The sequence below is a fragment of the Pseudomonas viciae genome, assembly GCF_004786035.1.
In the GTDB taxonomy this organism is placed as follows: domain Bacteria; phylum Pseudomonadota; class Gammaproteobacteria; order Pseudomonadales; family Pseudomonadaceae; genus Aquipseudomonas; species Aquipseudomonas viciae.
In genome coordinates this window covers 598,963-623,780 of sequence record NZ_CP035088.1, presented here as the reverse complement: position 1 = coordinate 623,780, position 24,818 = coordinate 598,963, and the positions used below count along the sequence as shown (strand labels likewise).

The following is a 24,818-nucleotide window of genomic DNA, read 5'->3' as shown; positions in this document are numbered from 1 at the left end:
CGCCATCGACGACGTACACACGTTGCCGATACTGCCCAGATGGTGAAATTGGTAGACACGCCAGCTTCAGGTGCTGGTGACCGCAAGGTCGTGGAAGTTCGAGTCTTCTTCTGGGCACCAATTTCAAGCAGCAGATCAACGGTCTGCAAGCTTCACAAAAACCCGCGAAAGCGGGTTTTTGCGTTTCTGGCACCTGCAATTTCGTTTGGCAATTACTAAAACAAAAACAGGGGTTTACAGATTAAAACGCGCTCCGTATAGTGCGCCACATCAACAGCGGCAACGCTGAAGATGCTGCCCAGATGGTGAAATTGGTAGACACGCCAGCTTCAGGTGCTGGTGACCGCAAGGTCGTGGAAGTTCGAGTCTTCTTCTGGGCACCAATTTCAAGCAGCAGATCAATGATCTGCAAGCTTCACAAAAACCCGCGAAAGCGGGTTTTTGCGTTTCTGGGCCTTGGAAACGGACGCGAAAATATCTGAATCACCGAAATCGCTATCGCGAGCAAGCTCGCTCCCACAGGGATTCATGTCGGACACAAAATCTGCATCCACTGAAAATCAACTGCGGGAGCGAGCTTGCTCGCGATGAGGCCAGCCCAGCCGCCCGATCAAGCCCTGAACTGCCCCAGGCTCGCCTTCAACTGCGCCGCCAAACTATCCAACACCTTGCCGCTGGCAGTGGTCTCGACCACAGCCTGGGCCGCTTTCTCGGCCTGGGCATGAATGGTTTCCACCCGTCCGCGCACTGCTTGCGCGCCCTGGGCCTGATGCGCCGCCGCCTGGGTCGCCAGGCCGATGGCCGCATGCACCTGCTCCACGGAGGCCTGCACCGACTGCTGCAAGCGCGCGCTGTCACGCAGCACCAACAGACCCTCATTGGCCTGGCGCCCGGCCTGGCCAATCGCAGCCACCGCCTCGCGAGCGCCCTGCTGCAGGGCCACGATATGCGCCTGGATGTCACCCGTGGAACTTTGGGTCTTGCTCGCCAACGCCCGAACCTCATCCGCCACCACCGCGAACCCACGCCCGGTTTCTCCGGCGCGCGCCGCTTCGATGGCCGCGTTCAAAGCCAACAGGTTGGTCTGCTCGGCGATCCCGTGAATCACCGTCAGTACCACTTCGATCTGCTCGCTCTGCTGCGCCAGTCGCTCGATGACCTTCGCCCCGGTATCCACCTGCCCGGCCAGCGCCTCAATCAAACCGCTGACCTTGGTCGAAGTGCGGGTGTTTTCATCAGTGGCCTGGCGGATTTCCACCACTTGCTGCAAGGCCGCCTGCATCGCCTGGCTTTCCGACTGCGCTTCGTCAGCCATTTGCGACAGCGCCCGCAGACTCTCGGCCACTTCATCACGCTGCATCCCGGCAGCCGCATCGGCACCGGAGTTGCGCAGGGTCATCGCGCCGATTTCCACACCCGTGCGCTGGGCCACATCCCCCGCCTCCCGCACGATGGGTTGCAACTTATCCACAAAGCGATTGACCGCCGAGGCCATGTCGCCGATTTCATCCTTGCTGCTGATTTGTACGCGCTTGGTCAGATCGCCCTCGCCTGCCGCCAGATCGTTCATCGCCGCGATCAGCAGCTTCAAGCGATTGACCACCCGACGCCCCAGCACCACGGCCAGCAGCACCAGCACACCGAAGCCCACCAGCGCCAGGCCCATGCCGATGCGCCAGCGCAAGGTGCCTGCCGCTTCCTGCACGGTGCTCGCGGTGTTGGTCTGCATTTGCGTGGCGGTGGCCTGGGCCGATTGCAGGCGGCCGCGCATGGCGGTGGCGCTGTCAGCCGCCGCCCCCTTGAGGCTGTCGCCGACCAACTGGTCGCTGCTGGCGATCAAGGCCAGGAAACGCTGGTCCAGCGCCTTCAGGTCGGCTTCCACGGAAGCCGTGGAAACCCCCATCAATACTTTGCCGATCTCCACGCCATTGGGATTGATCGACGCCTCAAGGTAATACACCGACGGATCGTTCTTCGCCGCATCCAACACCTTATCCAACGCCCGCTCGCCCTTGCCCTTTTCCAGCAAGGCCTTGTTGATCGGGTTCTCCCGATTCAGATAGCGGGTCAGGTGCTCACCAGCAGCGTCGTCATAGATGACGAACAACACGTTGGGATTGCGCTGGGCCCGGCGAGCGAACTCGGAGAGGGTGGGCACATCGCTGTCCCACATGGCGCGGGGTGCGACGGAGGCCAGGAGTTGCGCCATATCATTGGCGGAATCCTTGAGGGTTTTCTCCAGCGTCGCCCGCAACTGCGCCTGCTCGTCCTTCAAACGCGCGGATAAACCGGCGGTGAGGCGCTGACGAGTGCTGGCAGACAAACTGTCCAGGCTCGAGGTGACTTCACGCCCGGCCTGTTCCAATTCGCCAGACAACTTTTGGCTGTCGCCCCCCAGCCGGGCGCCTAGATCGGCCTCCAGCGCGGTAACCGTGCTTCGGGTCAGCGCAACCGCCACCAGCACTTGCACCAAAAGGGCGATACCGAGGGTAACGAACACAGGCCGCAACAAACGGCTTTGTAACAGTGAGAGAACGGCCGACACAGGGAATCCCTCTACTAACGCCATTAATTTGATGGCACTTCAAAAGAAGTACTTATTATTCATGGTGTGTAGCAAGGGTCGTGCCGTCTGGCAGGCAAAAACGACAAAGGACCCAAACGAGGGTCCTTTGTGTTTTACATCAATGACTTATCAGGCGAACGGGTGACGCAGAACGATGGTTTCGTTGCGATCTGGCCCCGTCGAAATAATGTCGATCGGCGCACCGACCAACTCTTCAACGCGCTTGATGTAGTTGCGAGCCGCCACTGGCAGCTCTTCCAGGGTCTTGGCACCCACGGTCGATTCGGTCCAGCCTGGCATCTGCTCGTACACCGGCTCCAGGCCGATGTAGCTGTCAGCGTCGGTCGGTGCGTCGATGACAGCGCCGTCCTGATTCTTGTAGCCCACGCAGATGTTGATGGTTTCCAGGCCGTCCAGCACGTCCAGCTTGGTCAGGCACAGGCCCGAAATGCTGTTGACGTCGATGGCGCGACGCAGGATGACGGCATCGAACCAGCCGCAACGACGGGCACGGCCAGTGGTAGCACCAAACTCGTGGCCACGCTTGGCCAGGAAAGCGCCAACGTCATCGAACAGCTCAGTCGGGAACGGACCCGAACCGACGCGGGTGGTGTAGGCCTTGGTGATACCCAGGATGTAATCCAGGTACATCGGGCCAAAACCCGACCCCGTGGCGATGCCACCAGCCGTGGTGTTGGAGCTGGTGACGTACGGGTAGGTACCGTGGTCGATGTCCAGCAGCGAACCCTGGGCACCTTCGAACATGATGTCCTTGCCAGCGCGACGCAGCTCGTGCAGCTCGGCAGTGACGTCGAGCATCATCGGCTTGAGCAGCTCGGCGTACTCCATGCACTCGTCCAGGGTCTTCTGGAAGTCGATGGCCGGCTCTTTGTAGTAATTGACCAGGACAAAGTTGTGGTAGTCCAGCAACTCACCCAGCTTGGCGGCGAAGCGCTCGCGGTGGAACAGATCCCCGATGCGCAGGCCGCGACGGGCCACTTTGTCTTCATAGGCCGGGCCGATGCCGCGACCGGTGGTGCCGATCTTCAGCTCGCCACGGGCCTTCTCACGGGCCTGGTCCAGCGCAACGTGATAGGACAGGATCAGCGGGCAGGAAGGGCTGATACGCAGACGCTCGCGCACCGGTACGCCTTTTTCTTCCAGCTTGACGATTTCCCGCAGCAAGGCGTCGGGAGCGACCACCACACCGTTGCCGATCAGGCACTGCACGCCTTCGCGCAGCACGCCCGACGGAATCAGGTGCAGAACGGTTTTTTCACCGTCGATCACCAAGGTGTGACCTGCGTTGTGGCCACCCTGGTAGCGCACTACGGCGGCAGCATGTTCGGTCAGCAGATCAACGATCTTGCCTTTGCCCTCATCACCCCACTGGGTGCCCAGGACTACGACATTCTTACCCATAACACTTGTCCTCATTCGCGCAAACTTGGTGCCGGCCGCAGCCGGCGGGAAAACTCAAGAAGCCAGCGGCAATACTTGCCAAAGCCCGTTCTGCTGAATCAATTGCCGGTCGCAGTCCGCTTCACGGGCGGCGGCCAAAGGTTGCCCGGGCAAGGCCTGGACAACACGCTGACCCTCACTGCGCAACTGACAGACCGCCTGCCAGAGTGCCGCATCCGTACTGTCAGGCATCCAGATACCGCCAGACGGTAGCTCGACTTCAGCACGCCCCAGGGTCACCAGGGTTTTCAAATCGGTGGAGAAGCCAGTCGCCGGACGGGCACGACCAAAGTCGGCACCGATATCGTCATAACGACCGCCCTGGGCGATGGACTGGCCCACACCCGGTACAAACACCGCGAACACCACGCCGGTGTGGTAGTGATAACCGCGCAACTCGCCCAGGTCGAAATACAGCGGCAGCTCGGGGAAACGCACCGACAGACGCTCGGCAACCGCCAGCAAATCATCCAGCGCCGCCAACACAGGCGCCGGTGCATGGGCGAGGCGTTCGCGGGCAGCCGTCAGTACTTCACGACCGCCACACAGGCCCACCAACGCCCGCAGCATGCCCGACAGATCAGCCGGCAGGCCTTCGGTCAAGCTGATGACTTCGTCGATGGCCTTGCGCTGCAACGCATCGAACAATTGTTGCTCCACTTCTCCCGACAGACCGGCCGCGCGAGCCAGGCCACGATAGATGCCGACATGGCCCAGATCCATGTGGACATCGGGCACGTCGGCCAGTTGCAACATGGCCAACATCAGGCTGATGACCTCCACGTCGCTGCTCGGGCTGGCGTCGCCATACAACTCGGCGCCCAGCTGGATGGGGCTCCGGGAAGACGACAAGGCGCGTGGCTGGGCATGCAGCACGCTGCCGGCGTAGCACAGCCGGCTCGGGCCTTCGCGGCGCAGGGTGTGGGCGTCGATGCGCGCCACTTGTGGCGTGATGTCGGCACGAAAACCCATCTGCCGGCCCGACTGCGGGTCGATAACCTTGAAGGTGCGCAGATCCAGGTCCTGGCCCGCGCCGGTCAGCAGGGATTCCAGGTACTCGATATGCGGGGTGACGACGAACTCGTAACCCCAGCTCTGGAACAGATCCAACACCTGCCGACGCGCAACTTCGATACGCGCAGCTTCCGGTGGCAGTACTTCTTCGATGCCATCTGGCAGCAGCCAGCGGTCTACCGTTGCCATTACGCCATTCCCCTATGGTCCGGGCGGCCAGCTTTCGGGCTGGCCTTGAGTGAAGCAGAAAATGCCTGAGCCATGCGCACATCTTGGGCAAAAAACGCGCAAGGGCGACGTGACGAATGGCCCACAATCGGCCTCGCCCGGCACTTTCCTCGAAAAACCTGTCGAGTCGTTCAACCCGACGCCTGCAACTAAGAACGCAATCGAACGTGCAGACGCAAAAAAGCCGGGAATTTCCCGGCTGCCGCATCATACACACGTTTTCCCAAAGGATCACCCCGCCCGACGCTTTAGCCGCCAGGCGGAGTGCCTCAGGTCAACGTCGCATCAAGGCTTGGCCTTTTCCAGGTAACGGAAGAAGTCGCTGCTTGGGTCCAGGACCATGACGTCGGATTTGTTCGCAAAACTTTCACGGTAGGCGCGCAGGCTACGGTAGAACCCGTAGAACTCCTGATCCTGACCATAGGCCTTGGCGTAGATCGAAGCGGCCTGGGCATCACCATCACCACGGACCTCTTCCGATTCACGGTAGGCTTCGGCCAGCAGCACGCGACGTTGGCGATCGGCGTCGGCACGGATGCCTTCGGCCAGCTCGTTACCCTTGGCGCGGTGCTCGCGGGCTTCACGCTCACGCTCGGTGCTCATACGCTCGAATACGCTGCGATTCACTTCCTTCGGCAAATCGATGGCCTTGACCCGGACATCGACCACTTCGATACCCAGCTCTTTTTCCGCCATCGCGTTCAGCGAACGAGTGATGTCGGCCATGAGCGCATCACGCTCACCGGACACGACTTCATGCAGCGTGCGCTTACCGAACTGGTCACGCAGGCCCGATTCCAGACGACGGGACAAACGCTCGTCGGCGATCTGCTTCAGGCCCGAGGTCGCGGTGTAGAAGCGCTCGGCATCTTTCACCCGCCACTTGGCATAGGCGTCGACCATCACGGCTTTCTTTTCCAGCGTCAGGAAGCGTTGCGTCGGCGCGTCCAACGTCATCAGGCGGGCGTCGAACTTGCGCACCTTGTTGACGTACGGCACTTTCACATGCAGGCCTGGCTGGACATCAGCCTGGACCACGCGACCAAACTGCAGCAACACCGCACGCTCGGTCTGAGCCACGATGTAGAAGCAGTTCCAGGCAGCGATCGCCACGACGACACCGACAATAAGGGCGATCAGCGATTTATTGCTCATCAGCGACTCTCCCTGGTACGTGCTTGCTGTTGCTGCAGATCCGCCGCACGGGCGTTGCTTTCATTGCTGGTGGCTGCCGCGCCGGTCGACGGTGCGCTGGTGTTGCGACCGCTCTCGACCATCTTGTCCAGCGGCAGGTACAGCAGATTGCTCTGGCCGTTCTTGTTGCCGGTCACGAGGACCTTGCTGGTGTTGCTGAAGACTTCCTGCATGGTGTCCAGGTACAGACGCTCACGGGTGACTTCTGGGGCCTTGCGATACTCGGCCACCAGCTTGGTGAAGCGATCAGCCTCACCCTTGGCGCGGGAGACCACTTCATCGCGATAACCGTTGGCATCTTCGATGATGCGCTGGGCCTGACCACGGGCTTCCGGCACGACGCCGTTGGCATAGGTTTCAGCCTGGTTGCGCGAACGCTGTTCGTCTTCACGAGCACGAATCACGTCGTCGAAGGCTTCCTGGACTTCACGCGGTGCCGCGGCGCTCTGGACGTTGACCTGAGTCACGGTGATACCGGTGCGATAGGTATCGAGGAACCGTTGCAGGCGCTCCTTGATTTCGCTGGCCATCAACTCACGCCCTTCGGTCAGCACCTGGTCCATGGCGGTGGAACCCACCACATGGCGCAAGGCACTTTCGGTCGCATGCTGCAGGCTGATTTCCGGCTGGTCGACGTTCAGTACGAAGTCCTGCAGGTTGGTGATCTTGTATTGCACGGTCAGCGGCACTTCGACGATGTTCTCGTCTTCGGTCAGCATCTGGCCCTGCTTGGTGTACGCACGCTCACGCGTGACGTTCTCCATGTACTTCTGGTCGATCGGCGGGAAATAGATGTTCAGGCCCGGACCAACCGTCTCGTAGTACTTGCCGAAGCGCAGCACCACGGCCTGCTCCTGCTCGTCCACGACATAGACCGCGCTGTACAGCCAGACGGCCGCAAGCACGACCAGGCCAATGCCGAGCAGGCCGAAACCGCCGCCCTTGCCCGGACGACCGCCGCCATCGTCACCACGTTTCTTACCACCACCGAACAAACCGTTCAGGCTTTCCTGCAGCTTTCGGAAGGCCTCGTCGAGATCTGGTGGCCCCTTGCGGTCGCCGTTGTTACGACGTTTGCCACCCCAAGGATCCTGATTATTCGAGTTGCCACCCGGCTCATTCCAAGCCATAGCGCTCTCCATCTGATAAAGCAAAGACGCACCCACGGCGCGCCGACCAATGCTACAGAATGCCTGACACAGCTTTCTCAGGCTTTTATTGCAAAGTGTGTTGCTCGATGAACTCCATCGGCTGCAACCCTTCGCGACTGACCAGTCGGTTCAACTCCGACCGAGGCAGGCGAACAGCCAGCAGACAGACACCCTCGTCGTCATGCTCTTCTTTTTGCACCGCCCCCAGCTCAAAGAACTGGGCACGCAGCCGGGCGAAACGTTGCGGTAACTTCAGCGTGCCGACAAACAGATCGTTGCCCAACAGCTCCGCCACGGCCTGCTTGAGCAGGTCCAGGCCACTGCCGTCACGGGCCGACAACCAGACCCGTTGCGGCTTGCCATCGGCATCGCGCTGGATCTGCGGCTCCACGCCTTCGAGCAAATCGAGTTTGTTGTATACCTCGAGGATCGGCAAGTCCTGGGCCCCGATCTCGCCCAGCACCACCATCACTTGCTCGATCTGCAGCATCCGGTCCGGCTCGGCGGCATCGATCACGTGCAGCAGCAGGTCGGAGTTGCTCGACTCTTCGAGCGTAGCCCGGAAAGCCTCGACCAGCTTATGCGGCAGGTGGCGGATGAAACCTACGGTGTCGGCCAGCACGATCGGCCCGAGGTCGTCCAGATCGAGCCGGCGCAGGGTCGGGTCGAGCGTGGCGAACAACTGGTCAGCAGCATAGACGTCGGATTGGGTGACGTTATTGAACAGGGTCGATTTGCCGGCGTTGGTATAGCCCACCAGTGAAACCGTCGGGATGTCCGCGCGTTTGCGCCCGCGCCGCGACTGCTCGCGCTGGCTGCGGACCTTTTCCAGGCGCCCCTTGATCTGGCGCAAGCGAACCCGCAGCAGGCGTCGGTCGGTTTCCAGCTGGGTTTCACCCGGGCCGCGCAGACCAATACCGCCCTTCTGCCGCTCAAGGTGAGTCCAGCCGCGAACCAGCCGCGTGCTCATATGCTCAAGCTGGGCCAGTTCGACCTGGAGCTTGCCTTCATGGGTGCGGGCGCGCTGGGCGAAGATATCGAGAATCAGCCCCGTACGGTCGATCACGCGACACTCGAAAACACGTTCGAGGTTACGTTCCTGGCTGGGCGTGAGGATGTGATTGAAAATCACCAGATCGACGTGCTCGGCCTTGACCAGGTCGCGTAACTCCTCGACCTTGCCACTGCCGATCAGGAATTTGGCGGTTGGCCGATGACGCGGCACGTTGAAAAACGCGACGGTCTCGGCGCCGGCCGACAATGCCAATTCCTGAAACTCCTGCGGATCTTCGCGCGCCTCAGGGTCCTGTCCATCCAAGTGAACGAGAATGGCCCGCTCACCACCACCGTGGCGCTCAAAGAACAAAGGAGACTCCTATCAGGCGTTACCCGGTTCAGCGTCACCGCCTTCGGATTCGGTTGCGCTAGGCAGACGAATTGGACGAACTGGCACCACTGTCGAGATCGCGTGCTTGTAGACCATCTGGCTGACGGTGTTTTTCAGCAGGATGACGAACTGGTCGAAAGACTCGATCGTGCCTTGCAGTTTGATCCCGTTGACCAGATAGATGGACACCCCAACTTTCTCTTTACGTAAAGTGTTCAAGTAAGGGTCTTGTAGCGAATGCCCTTTTGACATGTGCCGCACTCCTTTAAGGATCAATAATTAAAATCGGAATCAGATGGCTTGGGCCGTCACACCCCCAAGGATAGACGGCAATTGCAAGGACTCAGCTCAATATGGAGATGGTCCCGAGGTATTTCAAGGCGCGTGGCAGATTGTCGCAATCGAGACTGTCGAGCCAATGCAAGTCAGTCCAACTGCGCAGCCAGGTGAACTGGCGTTTCGCCAATTGGCGCGTGGCAATGATCCCCCGCTCCTGCATCTCGGCTGACGTCAGCTTGCCGTCCAGGTAGTCCCAGACTTGTCGATAACCTACCGCACGTATAGACGGCAACCCGGCATGCAGGTCACTTCGCTCACGCAGGGCTACGACCTCGTCGATGAATCCCTGTTCCAACATTAATGTGAATCTTTGTTCAATTCGCCGATGCAGCACTTGCCGGTTCGCCGGAGCGATGGCCAGATTCGCGACAGTATAGGGCAATTGTTGCAGTCCCGAAGCGGCTGCTTCAGTACTTTGCGCAGATTGTCGCTGGCGCAGGGCCGTCATGCTCTGGCCACTGACCCGATAAACCTCCAGCGCCCGACTGAGCCGCTGCGGGTCGTTGGGGTGAATACGCGCCGCCGACTCCGGATCGATGGCCGCCAATTGCTCGTGCAGTGCTTGCCAGCCAAGGCGTGCAGCCTCTTCTTCGATCTGCGCACGCACTTCGGGATCGGCTGCTGGCATGTCCGCCAGCCCATCGACCAAGGCCTTGTAATACAGCATCGTGCCGCCCACCAGCAGCGGAATCTTGCCCCGTGCGGTGATGTCGGCCATGGCCTGGAGGGCATCACGACGGAAATCGGCCGCCGAGTAAGCCTCGGCCGGATCGAGGATATCGATCAGGCGGTGGGGGAATTCGGCCAGCAGCTCTTTCGACGGCTTGGCGGTGCCGATGTCCATGCCCCGGTAAACCAGCGCCGAATCGACGCTGATCAGCTCGCACGGCAGGACTTTGGTCAACTCGATGGCCAGGTCGGTCTTGCCAGCGGCAGTCGGCCCCATCAGGAAAATCGCGGGTGGCAACTGGCTCATCAACGACCGCGCAGAAACAGTTTGTCCAGATCGTCCAGGCCCAGTTGGGTCCAGGTCGGCCGGCCATGGTTGCATTGACCGCTGCGCTCGGTGTTTTCCATGTCCCGCAGCAGGCCGTTCATTTCCGGCAGGGCCAGGCGCCGGTTGGCGCGGATCGCGCCGTGGCAGGCCATGGTGCCGAGCAGTTCGTTCAAGTGCGCCTGGATCCGGTCGCTGGTGCCGTATTCCATCAGGTCCGCCAGTACGTCGCTGACCAGGCGATTGGCCTCGGCCTGTTTCAACAACGCCGGGATCTGGCGGATCGCCAGGGTTTCCGGACCCAGGCGCTGCAATTCGAAGCCCAGGCGCTGGAACCAGCTCACATGCTCTTCGGCGCAATCGGCTTCGCGCTGGCTGACCGCCAGGGATTCGGGCACCAACAGCGGCTGGCCGCTCAGGCCTTCGCTGGCCATGGCGATTTTCAGCCGTTCGTACATGATCCGCTCGTGGGCGGCGTGCATGTCTACCAGGACCAGGCCCTGGGCATTTTCCGAAAGGATATAGATGCCTTTGAGTTGCGCCAGGGCATAACCCAGCGGCGGGATGTCACCCTGGCCGTCAGGCAATGCCGCCGCGCCGGGTTCGGGCAAGGGTTTGAAAAACTCGCGGTAGGCCGCCTGGGCCTCAGCCGCCGGCACGTTCGATTGCGGGCGCGGCGTGTATTGATACTGATAGCCGCTGCCAGCACCGGTTCCGGCCGTGTTGTAGCTCGGCTGCGGTTGGGGCTGTTCCAGCAACGCATTGGCCGCCAGGCGCATTTCGCCCTGGGGGCCGAACTCGCCTGCGTCCAACCCGGTGGGCCGGACCATGCCGCCGACCGCAGCCGGGGCCGCCAGTTGATCTTCCGGCCGCACATCGCCCAAGGCGCGGTGCAAGGTGCCGTAAAGGAAGTCGTGGACCATGCGCCCGTCACGGAAACGCACTTCATGCTTGGTCGGGTGCACGTTGACGTCCACCACCGCCGGGTCGACTTCGAAAAACAGCACGAAGGTCGGATGCCGACCGTTGAACAACACGTCGCGATAAGCCTGGCGCACCGCATGAGCCACCAGCTTGTCGCGCACCGCCCGGCCGTTCACATAGAAATATTGCAGGTCCGCCTGGCTGCGGGAAAAGGTCGGCAACCCGACCCACCCCCACAAGTGCAAGCCATTGCGCTCCACCTCGATGGGCAATGCCTGCTCCAGAAAACCGGCACCGCACACCGCGCCCACACGCCGGGCACGGGCCGCATCGTCGTGGGCCTCGTGCAGGCTGAGGATGGTCTTGCCGTTATGGCGCAAATGGAACGCCACGTCAAAACGCGCCAGGGCCAGACGCTTGATGACTTCTTGCAGATGATCGAACTCAGTCTTCTCGGCCTTTAGAAACTTGCGGCGGGCCGGGGTGTTGAAGAACAGATCGCGCACTTCCACCGAGGTGCCCACCGGATGAGCCGCGGGCTGCACGCGAGAGGCCATGTCCCGGCCTTCGGTCTCGACCTGCCAGGCCTGCTCGGCGTCGCGGGTGCGGGAGGTGAGTGTCAGGCGCGACACCGAACTGATGGACGCCAGCGCCTCGCCACGAAAGCCCAGGCTCATCACCCGCTCGAGGTCTTCCAGATCGCGAATCTTGCTGGTGGCGTGACGCGCCAGGGCAAGCGGCAGGTCGTCGGAAGAAATACCGCCACCGTCATCACGCACGCGCAGCAGCTTCACGCCACCTTGCTCGACATCCACATCGATACGCTTGGCCCCGGAATCGAGGCTGTTTTCCAGCAGTTCCTTGATGACCGACGCCGGGCGCTCGACCACTTCACCGGCGGCGATCTGGTTCGCCAGCCGGGGGCTGAGCAGTTCGATGCGAGCGTTGCTGCCGATCACTTCATCACTCATTGCTGGGCCGCCACTTCATTGCCGGGAATGGTCAGGGTTTGGCCAATCTTGAGCTCGTCGCTCTTGAGATTGTTGGCGCTGCGCAAGAGCGCGGGCGACACCTGGTAGCGCACGGCAATCATCGCCAGGGTCTCGCCAGGGTTGACGCGGTGGTCCCGCGGGCCTTGGGCGATCTTGCCGGAGTCGCGCAGCCAGGCAATGTAGGTGCCCGGTGGCGGGTTCTGCTGGAAGAACTGCCGCACGCCACTGCTGATGGAGCGGGCCAGGGCCTGCTGGTGATTGGCGGACGACAGCTTGGACGCTTCGTTGGCGTTGGAGATGAAGCCGGTTTCCACCAGGATCGACGGGATGTCCGGCGACTTCAGCACCATGAACCCGGCCTGCTCGACACGCTGCTTGTGCAGCGGCGTGACGCGACCGATGTTGCTCAAGACTTTCTGGCCGACGTTCAGGCTGGAGGTCAGCGACGCGGTCATCGACAAATCGAGCAACACACCGGCAAGCATCCGGTCCTTGTCGTCGAGGCTGACGTTGCCCGCACCACCGATCAGGTCGGAACGGTTTTCGCTGTCGGCCAGCCAGCGGGCAGTCTCCGAAGTGGCACCACGGTCGGACAGGGCAAATACCGAAGCGCCGAATGCCGCCGCCGAAGGTGCAGCGTCGGCATGGATGGAAACGAACAGGTCGGCGCCTTTCTTGCGGGCGATTTCGGTACGGCCGCGCAAGGGGATGAAGTAGTCGCCGGTACGGGTCAGCTCGGCACGGAAGCCTTTCATGCCGTTGACCTGGCGCTGCAGCTCACGGGCGATGGACAGCACCACGTCTTTTTCACGTTGCCCACGCGAGCCCGAAGCCCCTGGGTCTTCGCCACCGTGACCGGCGTCGATCACCACGATGATGTCGCGTTTGCCGGCCGGGGCCGGTGGCAACTTGATCGCCGGTTCAGTCGGCGTCACCGGCACCGCCGGTAGGGTAGCCACGTTGGTTGGCGGCGGCGGTGGCGGCGCGGCGTCGGCCGGGTTGTCGAACAGGTCCACCACCAATCGGTTGCCGTATTGGGCATTCGGGGCCAGGGTGAAGCTTTTCGGGGTCACGGCTTTTTTCAGGTCGATGACCACTCGCAGGTCGGTCGGCGTCCGTTGGGCCGAGCGCATCGCGGTAATCGGTGTATTGGCGGTGGCCACGTTCAGTGGCGCCCCCAGGGACGCGCCATTGATGTCAATCACCAGGCGATCCGGGGCGGTCAGGGTGAATACGCTGTGCTGCACCGGCCCCGTCAGATCGAAGACCAGCCGTGTGTTGTCCGGCGCCCGCCAGAGGCGAACGCTGTTGACCTTTGTCTCGGCCACAGCATCGACGGCCAGTGCCGTAAGCAACAGTCCTACGACAGCAACCACCGCGCGAAAGCGCATACCAAACCCCATCATCAATTAGTTTCCAATGCCAAAGCGGCACACCACGACTCGCCACGCGAGCCTTGCGGCGTCAGTTTCAGCGAACGCCCGCCGTTCTGCGCGCCAATGGTAATGGTCAGGTCGGGCTTTGGCAAAAAGCCTGCACCCTTCTGGGGCCATTCGATCAGGCACAAGGCATCATCTTCGAAATAATCGCGAATACCGAGGAATTCCAGCTCTTCAGGATCCACCAGTCGATACAGGTCGAAATGAAAGGCGCGAATGTCGCCGATCTCGTAGGGCTCGACCAAGGTGAACGTGGGGCTTTTTACCGCGCCGACGTGTCCGAGGCCGCGAATAATGCCACGGGACAACGTGGTTTTTCCCGCGCCAAGGTCGCCTTCGAGAAAAATCAGGCCATGGCCCCCAGTGGTGCGCGCAATACGCGCCCCGAATGCCGTCATGGCTTGTTCGTCCGCCACGTACAGGGTTACTTCAGGCACGGTGAATGCTCCTCCAACAACTGACGAATGACCGGGATCAGATCGGTCGCCGCCAGTCCCCGGCCCGACCGACCTGTTTGCGCACCGGCATTGGCGTGCAGCCACACCGCCAGGCACGCGGCCTCAAAACTGTCCATGCCCTGGGCGAGCAAGGCACCGACCACGCCGGCCAACACATCCCCCAGCCCAGCTGTGGCCATGGCCGGATGGCCCTGGCTGCAAACCGCCAGGCGACCATCCGGGCTGGAGATGAGGCTTCCGGCGCCCTTGAGAATCACCGTGGCGGTGTACTTCTGGCTCAACGCGCGGGCCGCCGCCGGACGATCGGCCTGCACCTGGGCCGTGGATACATCCAGAAGCCGCGCCGCCTCGCCTGGATGCGGGGTGATGACACAGTGTTCGGGCAGACTGACAACGCCGCTGCTCAGCAGGTTCAGCGCATCGGCATCCCAGACTTGCGGCAGCAGCGCATTGGCCGCCGCCGACAGCAGACTGCGACCCCACGCGGCCTGGCCCAGCCCCGGCCCGACCACCAGTACACTGGCCTGCTTGAGCAGGCCCATCAATTGATTGGCCGAATGGGTGCCCTGCACCATGACCTCGGGCAAACGCGTCAGCGCAGCCGAGACATGCTCGCTACGGGTCGCCATCGAAACCATGCCCGCGCCGCAACGCAGGGCGCTTTCGGCACTCATCTGGATCGCGCCGCCAAAACCCCGGTCGCCGCCAATCAACAGCACATGTCCGAACTTGCCTTTGTGGGAGCTCGGCATGCGAGGCGTCAGACACGGCAGATTGTGCGGTGAGAGCAGTCGGGCGCTGGCCGCTGCCGACTCAACGATATCGGGATCGGCGTGCAGATCGTTGAACACCAGTTCGCCAACCCGATCCGCCGCATCCCCCGTGAACAACCCCAGCTTCAGGCCAATGAAGGTCACGGTAAGATCGGCCGCCACCGCCGTGCCCAGCACCCGCCCGGTGTCAGCGCACAGTCCCGAGGGAATATCCACCGCCGCGACCGGCAGGCCACTGACATTGATCGTATCGATGGCTCGCACATAGGGCTCGCGTACATCGCCACTCAACCCGGTACCGAGCAACGCGTCCAGCAGCACGCCACGCAATTCGGACTCGTCAGACCAAGGCTCCACCGGCACACCCACCGCGACAGCCTCGGCGTGGGCGTTGGCGGCATCGCCCTGCAAACGCCGAGGTTCGCCCACCGTCAGCACCCGCACCGACCAGCCGGCGCGCCGAGCCAGAGTTGCTACCAGATAGCCATCGCCAGCGTTGTTGCCGTGCCCGGCCAGCACGGTCAGCTCGCTGGCGTCAGGCCAGTGCCGGACAATCGCTCGCCAAGTGGCACGGGCCGCGCGCTGCATCAATTCGAAGCCGCTGGTACCTGCCGCGATCAGTTGCGCGTCAAGGGCCCGGACCTGCGCGGCACTGTACAGCGCGTCGGGAAAATCATCTTTAGTGTGCGGCATGCGTCTTCAGGCTCCGATGTCTGGCAGAATTATACGCATCTCAGCTCCGGTTTCTCTCGCCTCATGCCTGCCATTCCCACAGACCTCCCCGCCCTCGCCCAATCCATCAAGGACTGGGGCCGCGAGCTGGGTTTCCAGCAAGTCGGCATCAGCGGCCTGGACCTTGCCGAGCATGAGCAACATTTGCAGCGCTGGCTCGACGCGGGCTATCACGGCGAGATGGACTACATGGGCGCCCACGGCAGCAAACGCTCGCACCCCGAGGAACTGGTGCCGGGCACATTGCGGGTGGTTTCCCTGCGCATGGACTACCTGTCGGGCGACACACAAATGGCGCAGATGCTCGGCCAACCGGAAAAGGCCTACGTCTCGCGTTATGCATTGGGCCGCGATTACCACAAATTGATCCGTAAACGTGTGCAGCAACTGGCAGAAAAAATTCAGGCGGTCATCGGCCCCTTTGGCTATCGCGCCTTCGTCGACAGCGCACCGGTGCTGGAAAAAGCCATCGCCGAACAGGCCGGCCTGGGCTGGATCGGTAAAAACACCCTGGTGCTGAACCGCAAGGCCGGCAGCTACTTCTTCTTGAGCGAGCTGTTTGTCGACTTGCCCCTGCCGGTGGATCCACCCCATGCCAGCGAACATTGCGGCAAATGCACCGCGTGCCTGGACATCTGTCCTACGAATGCCTTCGTCGGCCCCTACGTGCTGGATGCCCGCCGCTGCATTTCCTACCTGACCATCGAGCTGAAAAGCGCCATCCCCGAGGAACTGCGACCGTTGATCGGCAACCGGGTGTTCGGGTGTGATGACTGTCAGATCGTCTGCCCATGGAATCGCTTCGCCCGACCGTCCGGGGAAAGCGACTTCAAGCCTCGCCACAACCTGGACAATGCCGGGCTGGCCGAGTTGTTCATGTGGGACGAGGAGAAATTCCTCAGCAGCACTGAAGGCTCCCCTCTGCGCCGCGCCGGTTACGAGCGTTGGTTGCGCAACCTGGCGGTGGGCCTTGGAAATGCCCCGTCAACGATTCCGGTGCTACAAGCGCTGGAGGCCCGGCGCGACTATCCGTCGGAGCTGGTGCGTGAGCATGTGGAATGGGCGTTGCGCCAGCACACCGGACGTCAAACCTCGTCGTTATAGACGAACTTCGGCATTTCCCAGTGGAAGCGGATCGCCAGGAGCCGCAGCAAAAAACCACCAAACAAGGTGATAAGAATCGCCTGCTCATTCGGCAATTGCAGGTAGACACACAGCAAATAGCACCAGGCCGCGGCAAACGAGACGCTGGCGTAGAGTTCGCGGCGGAAGATCAGCGGGATGTCGTTGCAGAAAATGTCCCGCAGGATGCCACCGAACACACCGGTGATGACACCGCTGACCGACGCCACCAGCATGCCGTGGCCCATTTCCAGGGCAGTCATGCAGCCGATCAGGGTGAACGCCACCAGGCCCACGGCGTCGAGCACCAGGAACAATGAACGCAGATGACGCATCCAGCGCGCCAGGAACACTGTGAGCATCGCCGCCGCGGTGGTCAGCACCAGGTATTCCGGGTGCTTGACCCAGGTGAGCGGGTAATGACCGAGCAGTACGTCGCGCACCGAACCGCCACCCAACGCCGTGACGCAGGCGATCAGCACCACGCCGAACCAGTCCATGCCACGGCGCCCGGCGGACAAGGCGCCGGTCATGGCTTCGGCGGTGATGGCGATCAGATAGAGCATCAGCAACATGGGGGCGGTCCTTACAGGAAGGCGCGCAGTCTAGCCATTTCGGGCAGGCACCAAAAGAGGGCAAGGCAACGACTCCAGCCTAAACACCCTGTCCACCCGTCCAAACTGATCCCCGTGGCGAGGGAGCCTGCTCCCGCTCGGCGGCGAAGCAGTCGCAAACCGGGCAGTGCGTTTGACCTGAAAAACTTTGAGGGCCTGCTTCGCAGGCCAGCGGGAGCAAGCTCCCTCGCCACAAAAGCGTTCTCGCCTGCCACCTCGCCGCAGTAGCCTGCGAGCCGACTCAGAACTTGATGAAGTGCTTACGGTAATGCTGCAACTCGGCAATGGACTCGCGAATGTCGTCCAAGGCCAGGTGGCTGCCGCCCTTCTGGAAGCTGTCACGCACTTCTGGAGCCCAGCGGGCGGCCAGTTCCTTGAGGGTGGAGACGTCCAGGTTGCGGTAGTGGAAGTAGCTTTCCAGGGATTTCATGTGGGTATACAGGAAACGACGATCCTGGCAGATGCTGTTGCCGCAGATCGGTGACTTGCCCTTTGGCACCCACTGTTCCAGGAAGGCGATGGTCTGGGCTTCGGCCTCGGCCATGCTGATTTTGCTCTCACGTACCCGCTGGGTCAGGCCCGAGCCGCCATGCTGGCGAGTGTTCCATTCGTCCATGCCAGCCAGGATTTCGTCGCTGTGGTGGATCGCGATCACCGGGCCTTCGGCCAACGTGTTGAGGTCACTGTCGGTGACGATGGTGGCCATTTCGATGATGACGTCGGTATCAGGGTTCAGACCGGTCATTTCCAGGTCGATCCAGATCAGGTTCTGCGGGTTTTGCATAGGGGAGCTCCTCGGCGTAGCTGCGCAGTTTAGCCTAGGCCGGCCTTTGGGCGTGCTAAACTCGCGGCCGTTTTACCCTATTCGCTGCATTTCTTCATACGGAACACCCATGGCCAAACGCCAACTCAATCGTCGTCAGAACTGGCGCATCGAAAAGATCCAGGGCGAGCGCGCCGCCCGCGCCGCCAAACGCGAGTCCAGTGCGGTCGAGGCCCTGGAGGGCGGCGACCTGGGCCCTGAACAGACCGGCCTGGTGATCGCACACTTCGGTGTGCAGGTCGAGGTCGAAGCCTGCGAAGGCGAACTGGCCGGCCAGGTGTTCCGCTGCCACTTGCGGGCCAACCTGCCAGCGCTGGTCACCGGCGACAAGGTGGTCTGGCGTGCCGGCAACCAGGGTATCGGCGTGATCGTCGCGCAATTGCCGCGCCACACCGAGCTGTGCCGTCCGGACAGCCGCGGCCAGCTCAAGCCGGTGGCCGCCAACGTCGACATGATCGTCATCGTGTTCGCCCCGCTGCCCGAACCCCACGCCAACCTGATCGACCGCTACCTGGTGGCGGCCGAACACGCCGGCATCCGCCCACTGTTACTGCTCAACAAATTCGACCTGATCGACGAGCACAACGCCCCGGCGCTGAATGCCTTGCTGTCGGTTTATCGGGATTTGGGTTACCCGGTGCTGGAAGTCTCGGCTCATCACGGCAACGGCATGGAGCAGTTGCAACAGCAACTGGACGGACGCATCAGCGTGTTCGTCGGCCAATCCGGCGTCGGCAAGTCATCGCTGGTCAACAGCCTGCTGCCGGAAGTCGAAACCCGCGTCGGGCCGTTGTCCGAACTGTCTGGCCAAGGCACCCACACCACCACCACCGCGCGGTTGTTCCACTTCCCTGGCGGCGGTGAATTGATCGACTCGCCAGGCATCCGCGAATTCGGCCTGGGCCACGTCAGCCGGGCCGATGTCGAAGCCGGGTTCATCGAGTTCAACGACCTGATCGGCACCTGCCGCTTCCGCGACTGCAAGCACGACCGCGAACCCGGTTGCGCCCTGCTCAAGGCCCTGGAAGAAGGCCGCGTGCATCAGCAACGGATGAACAGCTACCGCTCGATCATCGCCAGCTTGCCGGAAAGTAGTTACTGACCTGCACGCAATATGGAACCAATCACTCTTGTGGCGAGGGAGCTTGCTCCCGCTTGAGTGCGAAGCACTCACCTTGGATGGGGCTGCTTCGCAGCCCAGCGGGAGCAAGCCTAATGCGAACAGTGATCCACAAAAAAGCCGACAATGATGTCGGCTTTTTTGTGGGTTACTGCGCAGGCGGCTCGGCCGGTTTCGGCGCGGCGTCGTCGAACAGGTTCAGACGTTCGCGCAGCTCATGGGCCGGCACGGGCTGCTGGTCCGCCGGCAAGGCGTTCGGATCAGCCGCTGCACCCGGCGTCTGCGGCACCTCGCCCGGCGCGCCCTGGGCAGGATCCGGCGCCGGATCATCGGTTTGCGAACCTTCGATGGCTTGCTGGGCCTTCTTGGTCAACACCACGATATCGATACGCCGGTTGACCGGGTTGAATGGATCCTTGCGATCGAACAACGCCGAGGACGCATAACCGACCACCCGCGCCACCTGCTCGTCGGGATAACTGCCGGCCACCAAGGCGCGACGGGCCGCGTTGGCGCGGTTGGCAGACAATTCCCAGTTACCGAAATCGCCCTTACCTATGTAAGGCTTGGCATCGGTATGGCCGCTGATACTGATCTTGTTCGGCACCGCCTTGATGGTGTCGGCCATGGCCAGCAGAATGTCCTCGAAATATGGTTTCAGCCGCGCGCTGCCAGAATCGAACATCGGCCGGTTCTCGGCGTCCATGATCTGGATGCGCAAGCCGTTCGGCGTGATTTCGAAGAGGATCTGGTCCTTGAATTTCTGCAACTGCGGGTTCTCTTCGACCTTGTTCTGCAGCTCCTGCAGCAGCAACTCCAGGCGTTCACGCTCGACCTGCTCGGCCATGCCTTCGACCTGCTCGGAATCCACCGTCACCTTGTCGGGCTGGGGCTCGGATTTGACTTCAGGGTTGAGGGTCGTGTCCGGCGCCAGGGTTGGTGAGCCGCCCAGATCGATGATGTACGGCGTGCCGCTTTCAGTAAAACCCACCGGGTCCTTGAAGTAACCGGCGATGGCGATCTTCTGTTCCGGGGTTGCGGTGGACAGCAGCCACAGCACCAGGAAGAACGCCATCATCGCCGTCGCGAAGTCGGCGAAGGCGATTTTCCAGGCGCCCCCGTGATGCCCGGCGGCAATGCGCTTGACGCGCTTGACGATAATCGGCTGATTATTTTCCATGACTTAACGACCGCGAACCGCTTGTTCCAGCTCGGCGAAACTTGGACGGTGCGCCGGGTACAGGACCTTGCGGCCGAATTCCACTGCCAGCGATGGCGGCATGCCCGAGGCCGAGGCCACCAGGGAAGCCTTGATGGCTTCGTAGACGTTGAGTTCTTCCTTGGCGTCGTGGGCCAGGGAGTGGGCCAGCGGGCCGAAGAAACCATACGCGGCCAAAATACCGAAGAAGGTACCCACCAGTGCCGCACCCACGTGCAGGCCGATGGATTTCTGGTCGCCGTCGCCCAGGGAAGCCATGGTCACCACGATGCCCAATACCGCCGCGACGATACCGAAGCCGGGCATGCCGTCAGCGATGCCATTGACCGCGTGGGACGGGTGCTCCAAGTCTTCCTTGAGGCTGTACAGCTCCATGTCGAACAGACCTTCGAGTTCATGGGGCGCCATGTTGCCGGACGACATGATGCGCAGGTAATCACAGATGAACGCCGTCATGCGGGCGTCCTTGAGCACCGAGGGGTACTTGGCGAAGATCGGGCTGGCGGAGGCATCTTCAATATCCCCCTCGATCGCCATCATGCCTTCGCGGCGGCTCTTGTTGAGGATTTCATAGATCAGCCCCAGCACTTCAAGATAGAAGGTGTGACTGAAGCGCGAACCGAACATGCTCAGGGATTTTTTGAGCACATGCATCGTCATATAGCCAGGGTTGGCCTGCAAGAATGCGCCGAGGGCCGCGCCACCGATGATCAGCACCTCGAAAGGTTGGATCAGGGCGGCAATCTTGCCATGGGAGAGTACGTATCCGCCGAGCACGCTCGCGAACACGACAATGATGCCGATAATTTTAGCCATAGGTAGAAAGTACTTATTTAAGTCGGGTTCAAGGTCATATTCGGAAGCTGGAAAATCTCTTCTTCTACTTATCGGCAAAACTGCGCCAGACTATAGCCAGTTCTGGCGAAAAGCCAATTTGCCCCGTTCCGGGCGTAGATACTTCATCCGATGATCACGTCCAACCATGACTCACGAAACGAAGACATCAACTGCGCGACCGACCACGCTCGAAGGCTGGGTAAAGCTGCTCGAGGGCGTGCACCTGCCGGTGCCCCAGGCCAGTCATGACCTGGTCTGCAAGGCCATTGCCGACAGTCGTCGGTCATTGCGTGACATCGCCGAGCTCATCCAGGACAGCCCTGCCCTGGCACTGAGCGTCATCCGCGAAGCCAACCATCACACCCATGGCAGCCTTGCAGAACCTGCGGAAAATCTCGAAGTGGCCATCAACCGCCTCGGTCTCAAGCGCACCGAAGAACTGCTTGCCCGCCTGCCCTCGTTGCCGGAGCAACTGATACCCGTTGCCCTGCGCCAGCTGCAATTGATCAGCCAACACGCGACACAACAGGCCAATGGTTTTTTTGCCAGCCGCCTGGCGCGGCTGTGGCAAGACATCCACTGGGGCAGCCTGTTGTTTCTGTCACCACTCTGGCCTCTGGCCCTGACTCACCCGCGATTGCTGGAAGAATGGGAATTGCGGGTCATCCATAAAGGCGAGCCGGCCAGCAAGGTGGAGCGCGAGCTGTTCGGCGTCGGCCTGCTGAAAATCTGTTTGGCGCTGGTGGAGACCTGGCGGCTGCCCGTCTGGGTCATACAGGGCTACCGCCTGTTACTCAATGAACGCCGCGAGTTGGTGAAAGTGCTGCGCATCGCCAGGGACAGCGAACACCCGCTGCGCCAGCAGAATCGCCTGGACGACGACCCGATCCTGCGACGCTGGCTCAATCAGCCGGCCAACACCGTGTTGCTGGCCAACGGCCTGGCCCTTTCAGCGCAACAGGCCTGGGACGGTCCTCACAGTGCCCGCTGGCAATACCTCACTAGTTTGTATCTGCAAATGTCCATGGATGAAATCCAGCAGCAACTGCACCAACAGGCCGTCAACAGTGCCCGCCATCACAGCATGCCAGACCTCTGGCACCCGGCCGTGGCGCTGATCTGGCCCTGGGGCAGTCGTCGCATTCACCCCGGTTTGCTGCCAGCCGCCCCGCCCAGCGCCGAGGACCTGGGTCAATGGCGCAAACGATGTGCCGAATTGCTGGTGGAACCCAGCCCCTTCAGCAACGCTATCCACCTGACCACCTCGGCTCGGGATGCGCTGGTGGCGTGCGGTATGCGCCGGGTGATGATTCTGATGGCCGACCGCAGCCAGACCAGCGTGCGCGTACATCAAACCGCCGGCTTGCCCCAGGATGCAGCGGCCATGAGTTTCTCCATCAACCAGAGCAAGGTCTTGCAGCGCTTGCTGGCCCAGCAGGCCCAGGTGCGCCTTAACCCCGAGAACAATGCGCAGTTTTCCGCGCTGCTGCCGCCGGGCCTGCGCGGCCTATTCCGGGGTGAGCATCTGCTGTTGCGTTCCCTGACCTGCAACGGTCGGGTGATCATGCTGGTGGTCGTGGACCAGGGCGGCGGACCGTTCTCGGACGTGACCGTGCAGGCCTTCGGCAAAACCGTGCAATGCATCGAAAGAGCCCTGCATACCTTTACCAACCGCAGTCGCTGAACTTGCTACAATCGTTTCCCTTTGCGCCCCTGGAGACCTCACATGCCTGACTTCTCTGGCTTGCCGCTGGTGATCGAGCCGAGCGAGCTGCTGCCGCGCCTCGACGCCCGCGAACTGATCCTGGTGGACCTGACCAGCGCCGCCCGCTACAGCACCGGACACATTCCCGGCGCACGTTTCGTCGACCCCAAGCGCACGCAACTGGGCCTGCCCCCAGCGCCAGGCCTGTTGCCGGCCAAAGCCGATCTGCAAGCGCTGTTCGGTGAGCTCGGGCATCACCCGGATGCGGTCTACGTGGTCTATGACGATGAAGGCGGTGGCTGGGCCGGGCGCTTTATCTGGCTACTGGACGTGATCGGCCACTCGCACTACCACTACCTCGACGGCGGCCTGCTGTCGTGGCTGAACGAGGGCCTGCCCGTCTCCACTGAAGTGCCCGCACCCGTCGCCGGCGCGGTGAACCTGACGCTGCACGACGAACCCACGGCCACTCGTGAGTACCTGCAAAGCCGTCTCGGCGCCGCCGACCTGGCAATCTGGGACGCACGCGGCCCGCTGGAATACTCCGGCGAGAAAGTCGTCGCCGCCAGGGGTGGACACATTCCCGGCGCGGTCAATTTCGAATGGACCGCCGGCATGGATCAGGCGCGCAACCTGCGCATTCGCAAGGATATGCCGCAGATCCTCGAGCAATTGGGCATCACGCCGGACAAAGAAATCATCACCCACTGCCAGACTCACCATCGCTCTGGCTTCACCTATCTGGTGGCCAAGGCGCTCGGTTATCCGCGAGTCAAAGGCTACGCCGGATCCTGGGGCGAATGGGGCAACCACCCCGACACCCCTATCGAGCTCTGAAGGTTCTTAAGGACAGTTAATGAAAAACCGTTTGTTCATCCTCTCTCAATACCTGTTGCCCCACCATCTGCTGTCGCGGTTGGCCGGCTGCATTGCCGAATGCCGCGTGCGCTGGTTCAAGAATGCCTTCACCGCGTGGTTCGCCAAGCGCTATCAAGTGGACATGTCCCAGGCCCTGGTGGAAGACCTGACCGCCTATGAGCATTTCAACGCATTCTTCACCCGCGCCTTGAAAGACGGCGCACGCCCACTGGACCCAACCCCGGGCGCGATCCTCAGCCCCGCCGACGGCGCCGTCAGCCAGCTCGGCCCGATCGAGCACGGCCGGGTATTCCAGGCCAAGGGCCACAGCTTCAGCGTGCTGGAACTGCTGGGCGGTGACTCGACCAACGCAGCGCCGTTCATGGGCGGCGACTTCGCCACCATTTACCTCTCGCCCAAGGACTACCACCGCGTGCACATGCCGTTGGCCGGCACCCTGCGGGAAATGGTCTACATCCCCGGACGGATCTTCTCGGTCAACCAGACCACCGCTGAAAACGTTCCGGAGTTGTTCGCTCGCAACGAGCGCGTGGCGTGCATTTTCGACACCGAGCGCGGGCCGATGGCCGTGGTGCTGGTGGGCGCCATGATCGTGGCGTCCATCGAGACCGTCTGGGCCGGCCTGGTGACTCCACCCAAGCGTGAACTCAAGACTTTCCGCTATGACGAAGCCGCCCGCGCGCCGATCCATCTGGAAAAAGGCGCCGAACTGGGCCGCTTCAAACTGGGCTCCACCGCCATCGTGCTGTTCGGGCCGGACCAGGTGAAATGGGCCGAAGAACTGGTGGCCGGTTCACCCGTGCAGATGGGCCAGGGGCTGGCGCTGCCAAAGTCTGAATAAAAGATC

Annotated in this window: 21 protein-coding genes, 2 tRNA genes and 1 pseudogene; 7 read left to right on the top strand and 17 right to left on the bottom strand. The window is 61.9% G+C overall.

Annotated elements, in window-relative coordinates; genetic code table 11:
• Positions 1–33 precede the first annotated feature (33 nt).
• Positions 34–120, top strand: a tRNA-Leu gene (locus EPZ47_RS02745).
• A gap of 176 nt (positions 121–296) precedes the next feature.
• Positions 297–383 (top strand) — tRNA-Leu (locus EPZ47_RS02740).
• A gap of 227 nt (positions 384–610) precedes the next feature.
• Here EPZ47_RS02740 and EPZ47_RS30715 read toward each other — a convergent pair.
• The 13 genes and pseudogenes from EPZ47_RS30715 to EPZ47_RS02680 all read right to left on the bottom strand — a co-directional run bounded on the left by EPZ47_RS30715 (position 611) and on the right by EPZ47_RS02680 (position 15,613).
• Entirely contained in the window at positions 611–1,315 is a 705-nt protein-coding gene (locus EPZ47_RS30715) for a methyl-accepting chemotaxis protein (RefSeq protein WP_406550201.1), read from the bottom strand.
• Between the two features lie 201 nt (positions 1,316–1,516).
• Positions 1,517–1,570 (bottom strand): annotated as a pseudogene (locus EPZ47_RS30710) (hypothetical protein); the annotation flags it as partial.
• A 1,125-nt stretch (positions 1,571–2,695) separates the two neighbouring features.
• On the bottom strand, positions 2,696–3,988 hold the full coding sequence (locus tag EPZ47_RS02730; protein WP_072340143.1) for an adenylosuccinate synthase: 1,293 nt from the start codon (positions 3,986–3,988) through the stop codon (positions 2,696–2,698).
• 54 nt (positions 3,989–4,042) lie between these two features.
• A complete protein-coding gene (locus EPZ47_RS02725; protein ID WP_135843426.1) occupies positions 4,043–5,230 on the bottom strand; it encodes an ATP phosphoribosyltransferase regulatory subunit in 1,188 nt (395 codons plus the stop codon).
• Positions 5,231–5,554: 324 nt separating this feature from the next.
• Positions 5,555–6,424: a protease modulator HflC gene (gene hflC / locus EPZ47_RS02720; RefSeq protein ID WP_135843425.1), complete on the bottom strand. Its 870-nt coding sequence runs from the start codon at positions 6,422–6,424 to the stop codon at positions 5,555–5,557.
• Entirely contained in the window at positions 6,424–7,593 is a 1,170-nt protein-coding gene (gene hflK, locus EPZ47_RS02715) for an FtsH protease activity modulator HflK (RefSeq protein WP_092222426.1), read from the bottom strand. The genes hflC and hflK overlap by 1 nt, the downstream gene beginning before the upstream one ends.
• Positions 7,594–7,678: 85 nt before the next feature.
• Positions 7,679–8,980, bottom strand: a complete 1,302-nt coding sequence (gene hflX / locus EPZ47_RS02710; RefSeq protein WP_135843424.1) for a ribosome rescue GTPase HflX — start codon at positions 8,978–8,980, stop codon at positions 7,679–7,681.
• Between the two features lie 12 nt (positions 8,981–8,992).
• Positions 8,993–9,253, bottom strand: a complete 261-nt coding sequence (gene hfq, locus EPZ47_RS02705; protein ID WP_003186419.1) for an RNA chaperone Hfq — start codon at positions 9,251–9,253, stop codon at positions 8,993–8,995.
• 91 nt (positions 9,254–9,344) lie between these two features.
• Positions 9,345–10,316 carry a tRNA (adenosine(37)-N6)-dimethylallyltransferase MiaA gene (gene miaA / locus EPZ47_RS02700; RefSeq protein WP_135843423.1) on the bottom strand — a complete coding sequence of 324 codons (972 nt, stop codon included), beginning with the start codon at positions 10,314–10,316 and terminating at the stop codon, positions 9,345–9,347.
• The gene (mutL, locus tag EPZ47_RS02695) at positions 10,316–12,229 is read right to left on the bottom strand and encodes a DNA mismatch repair endonuclease MutL (protein ID WP_135843422.1); all 1,914 of its coding nucleotides are present in this window, start codon (positions 12,227–12,229) and stop codon (positions 10,316–10,318) included. Before mutL ends, miaA begins: the two co-directional genes overlap by 1 nt.
• A complete protein-coding gene (locus EPZ47_RS02690; protein ID WP_135843421.1) occupies positions 12,226–13,656 on the bottom strand; it encodes an N-acetylmuramoyl-L-alanine amidase in 1,431 nt (476 codons plus the stop codon). The genes mutL and EPZ47_RS02690 overlap by 4 nt, the downstream gene beginning before the upstream one ends.
• On the bottom strand, positions 13,656–14,126 hold the full coding sequence (tsaE, locus tag EPZ47_RS02685) for a tRNA (adenosine(37)-N6)-threonylcarbamoyltransferase complex ATPase subunit type 1 TsaE (protein ID WP_135843420.1): 471 nt from the start codon (positions 14,124–14,126) through the stop codon (positions 13,656–13,658). The genes EPZ47_RS02690 and tsaE overlap by 1 nt, the downstream gene beginning before the upstream one ends.
• Positions 14,114–15,613 carry an NAD(P)H-hydrate dehydratase gene (locus tag EPZ47_RS02680; protein WP_135843419.1) on the bottom strand — a complete coding sequence of 500 codons (1,500 nt, stop codon included), beginning with the start codon at positions 15,611–15,613 and terminating at the stop codon, positions 14,114–14,116. The genes tsaE and EPZ47_RS02680 overlap by 13 nt, the downstream gene beginning before the upstream one ends.
• A 63-nt stretch (positions 15,614–15,676) precedes the next feature.
• Between EPZ47_RS02680 and queG the strand changes: the two genes are divergently transcribed.
• Positions 15,677–16,756, top strand: coding sequence for a tRNA epoxyqueuosine(34) reductase QueG (queG, locus tag EPZ47_RS02675; protein ID WP_135843418.1), 1,080 nt, complete (start codon positions 15,677–15,679; stop codon positions 16,754–16,756).
• Here the strand turns inward: queG and EPZ47_RS02670 are convergent.
• Positions 16,738–17,349 carry a trimeric intracellular cation channel family protein gene (locus tag EPZ47_RS02670; RefSeq protein WP_046065556.1) on the bottom strand — a complete coding sequence of 204 codons (612 nt, stop codon included), beginning with the start codon at positions 17,347–17,349 and terminating at the stop codon, positions 16,738–16,740. The two genes, queG and EPZ47_RS02670, sit on opposite strands and share 19 nt — an antisense overlap.
• A gap of 280 nt (positions 17,350–17,629) precedes the next feature.
• On the bottom strand, positions 17,630–18,172 hold the full coding sequence (gene orn, locus EPZ47_RS02665; RefSeq protein WP_024780809.1) for an oligoribonuclease: 543 nt from the start codon (positions 18,170–18,172) through the stop codon (positions 17,630–17,632).
• 109 nt (positions 18,173–18,281) lie between these two features.
• Here orn and rsgA point away from each other — a divergent pair, with 109 nt between their 5' ends.
• On the top strand, positions 18,282–19,313 hold the full coding sequence (gene rsgA, locus EPZ47_RS02660) for a small ribosomal subunit biogenesis GTPase RsgA (protein ID WP_135843417.1): 1,032 nt from the start codon (positions 18,282–18,284) through the stop codon (positions 19,311–19,313).
• A 166-nt stretch (positions 19,314–19,479) separates the two neighbouring features.
• On the opposite strand, the gene motB is transcribed toward rsgA, so the two are convergent.
• A complete protein-coding gene (gene motB / locus EPZ47_RS02655; protein WP_135843416.1) occupies positions 19,480–20,511 on the bottom strand; it encodes a flagellar motor protein MotB in 1,032 nt (343 codons plus the stop codon).
• 3 nt (positions 20,512–20,514) lie between these two features.
• Positions 20,515–21,366 carry a flagellar motor stator protein MotA gene (gene motA, locus EPZ47_RS02650; protein ID WP_135843415.1) on the bottom strand — a complete coding sequence of 284 codons (852 nt, stop codon included), beginning with the start codon at positions 21,364–21,366 and terminating at the stop codon, positions 20,515–20,517.
• Between the two features lie 166 nt (positions 21,367–21,532).
• Here motA and EPZ47_RS02645 point away from each other — a divergent pair, with 166 nt between their 5' ends.
• Genes EPZ47_RS02645 through asd form a run of 3 tightly spaced genes read left to right on the top strand, consistent with a single transcriptional unit; the run spans position 21,533 to position 24,812 of the window.
• Entirely contained in the window at positions 21,533–23,071 is a 1,539-nt protein-coding gene (locus EPZ47_RS02645; RefSeq protein ID WP_135843414.1) for an HDOD domain-containing protein, read from the top strand.
• A 42-nt stretch (positions 23,072–23,113) separates the two neighbouring features.
• On the top strand, positions 23,114–23,929 hold the full coding sequence (locus tag EPZ47_RS02640; protein ID WP_135843413.1) for a rhodanese-like domain-containing protein: 816 nt from the start codon (positions 23,114–23,116) through the stop codon (positions 23,927–23,929).
• Positions 23,930–23,948: 19 nt separating this feature from the next.
• Positions 23,949–24,812: an archaetidylserine decarboxylase gene (asd, locus tag EPZ47_RS02635; protein ID WP_135843412.1), complete on the top strand. Its 864-nt coding sequence runs from the start codon at positions 23,949–23,951 to the stop codon at positions 24,810–24,812.
• The last annotated feature ends 6 nt before the right edge of the window (positions 24,813–24,818 follow it).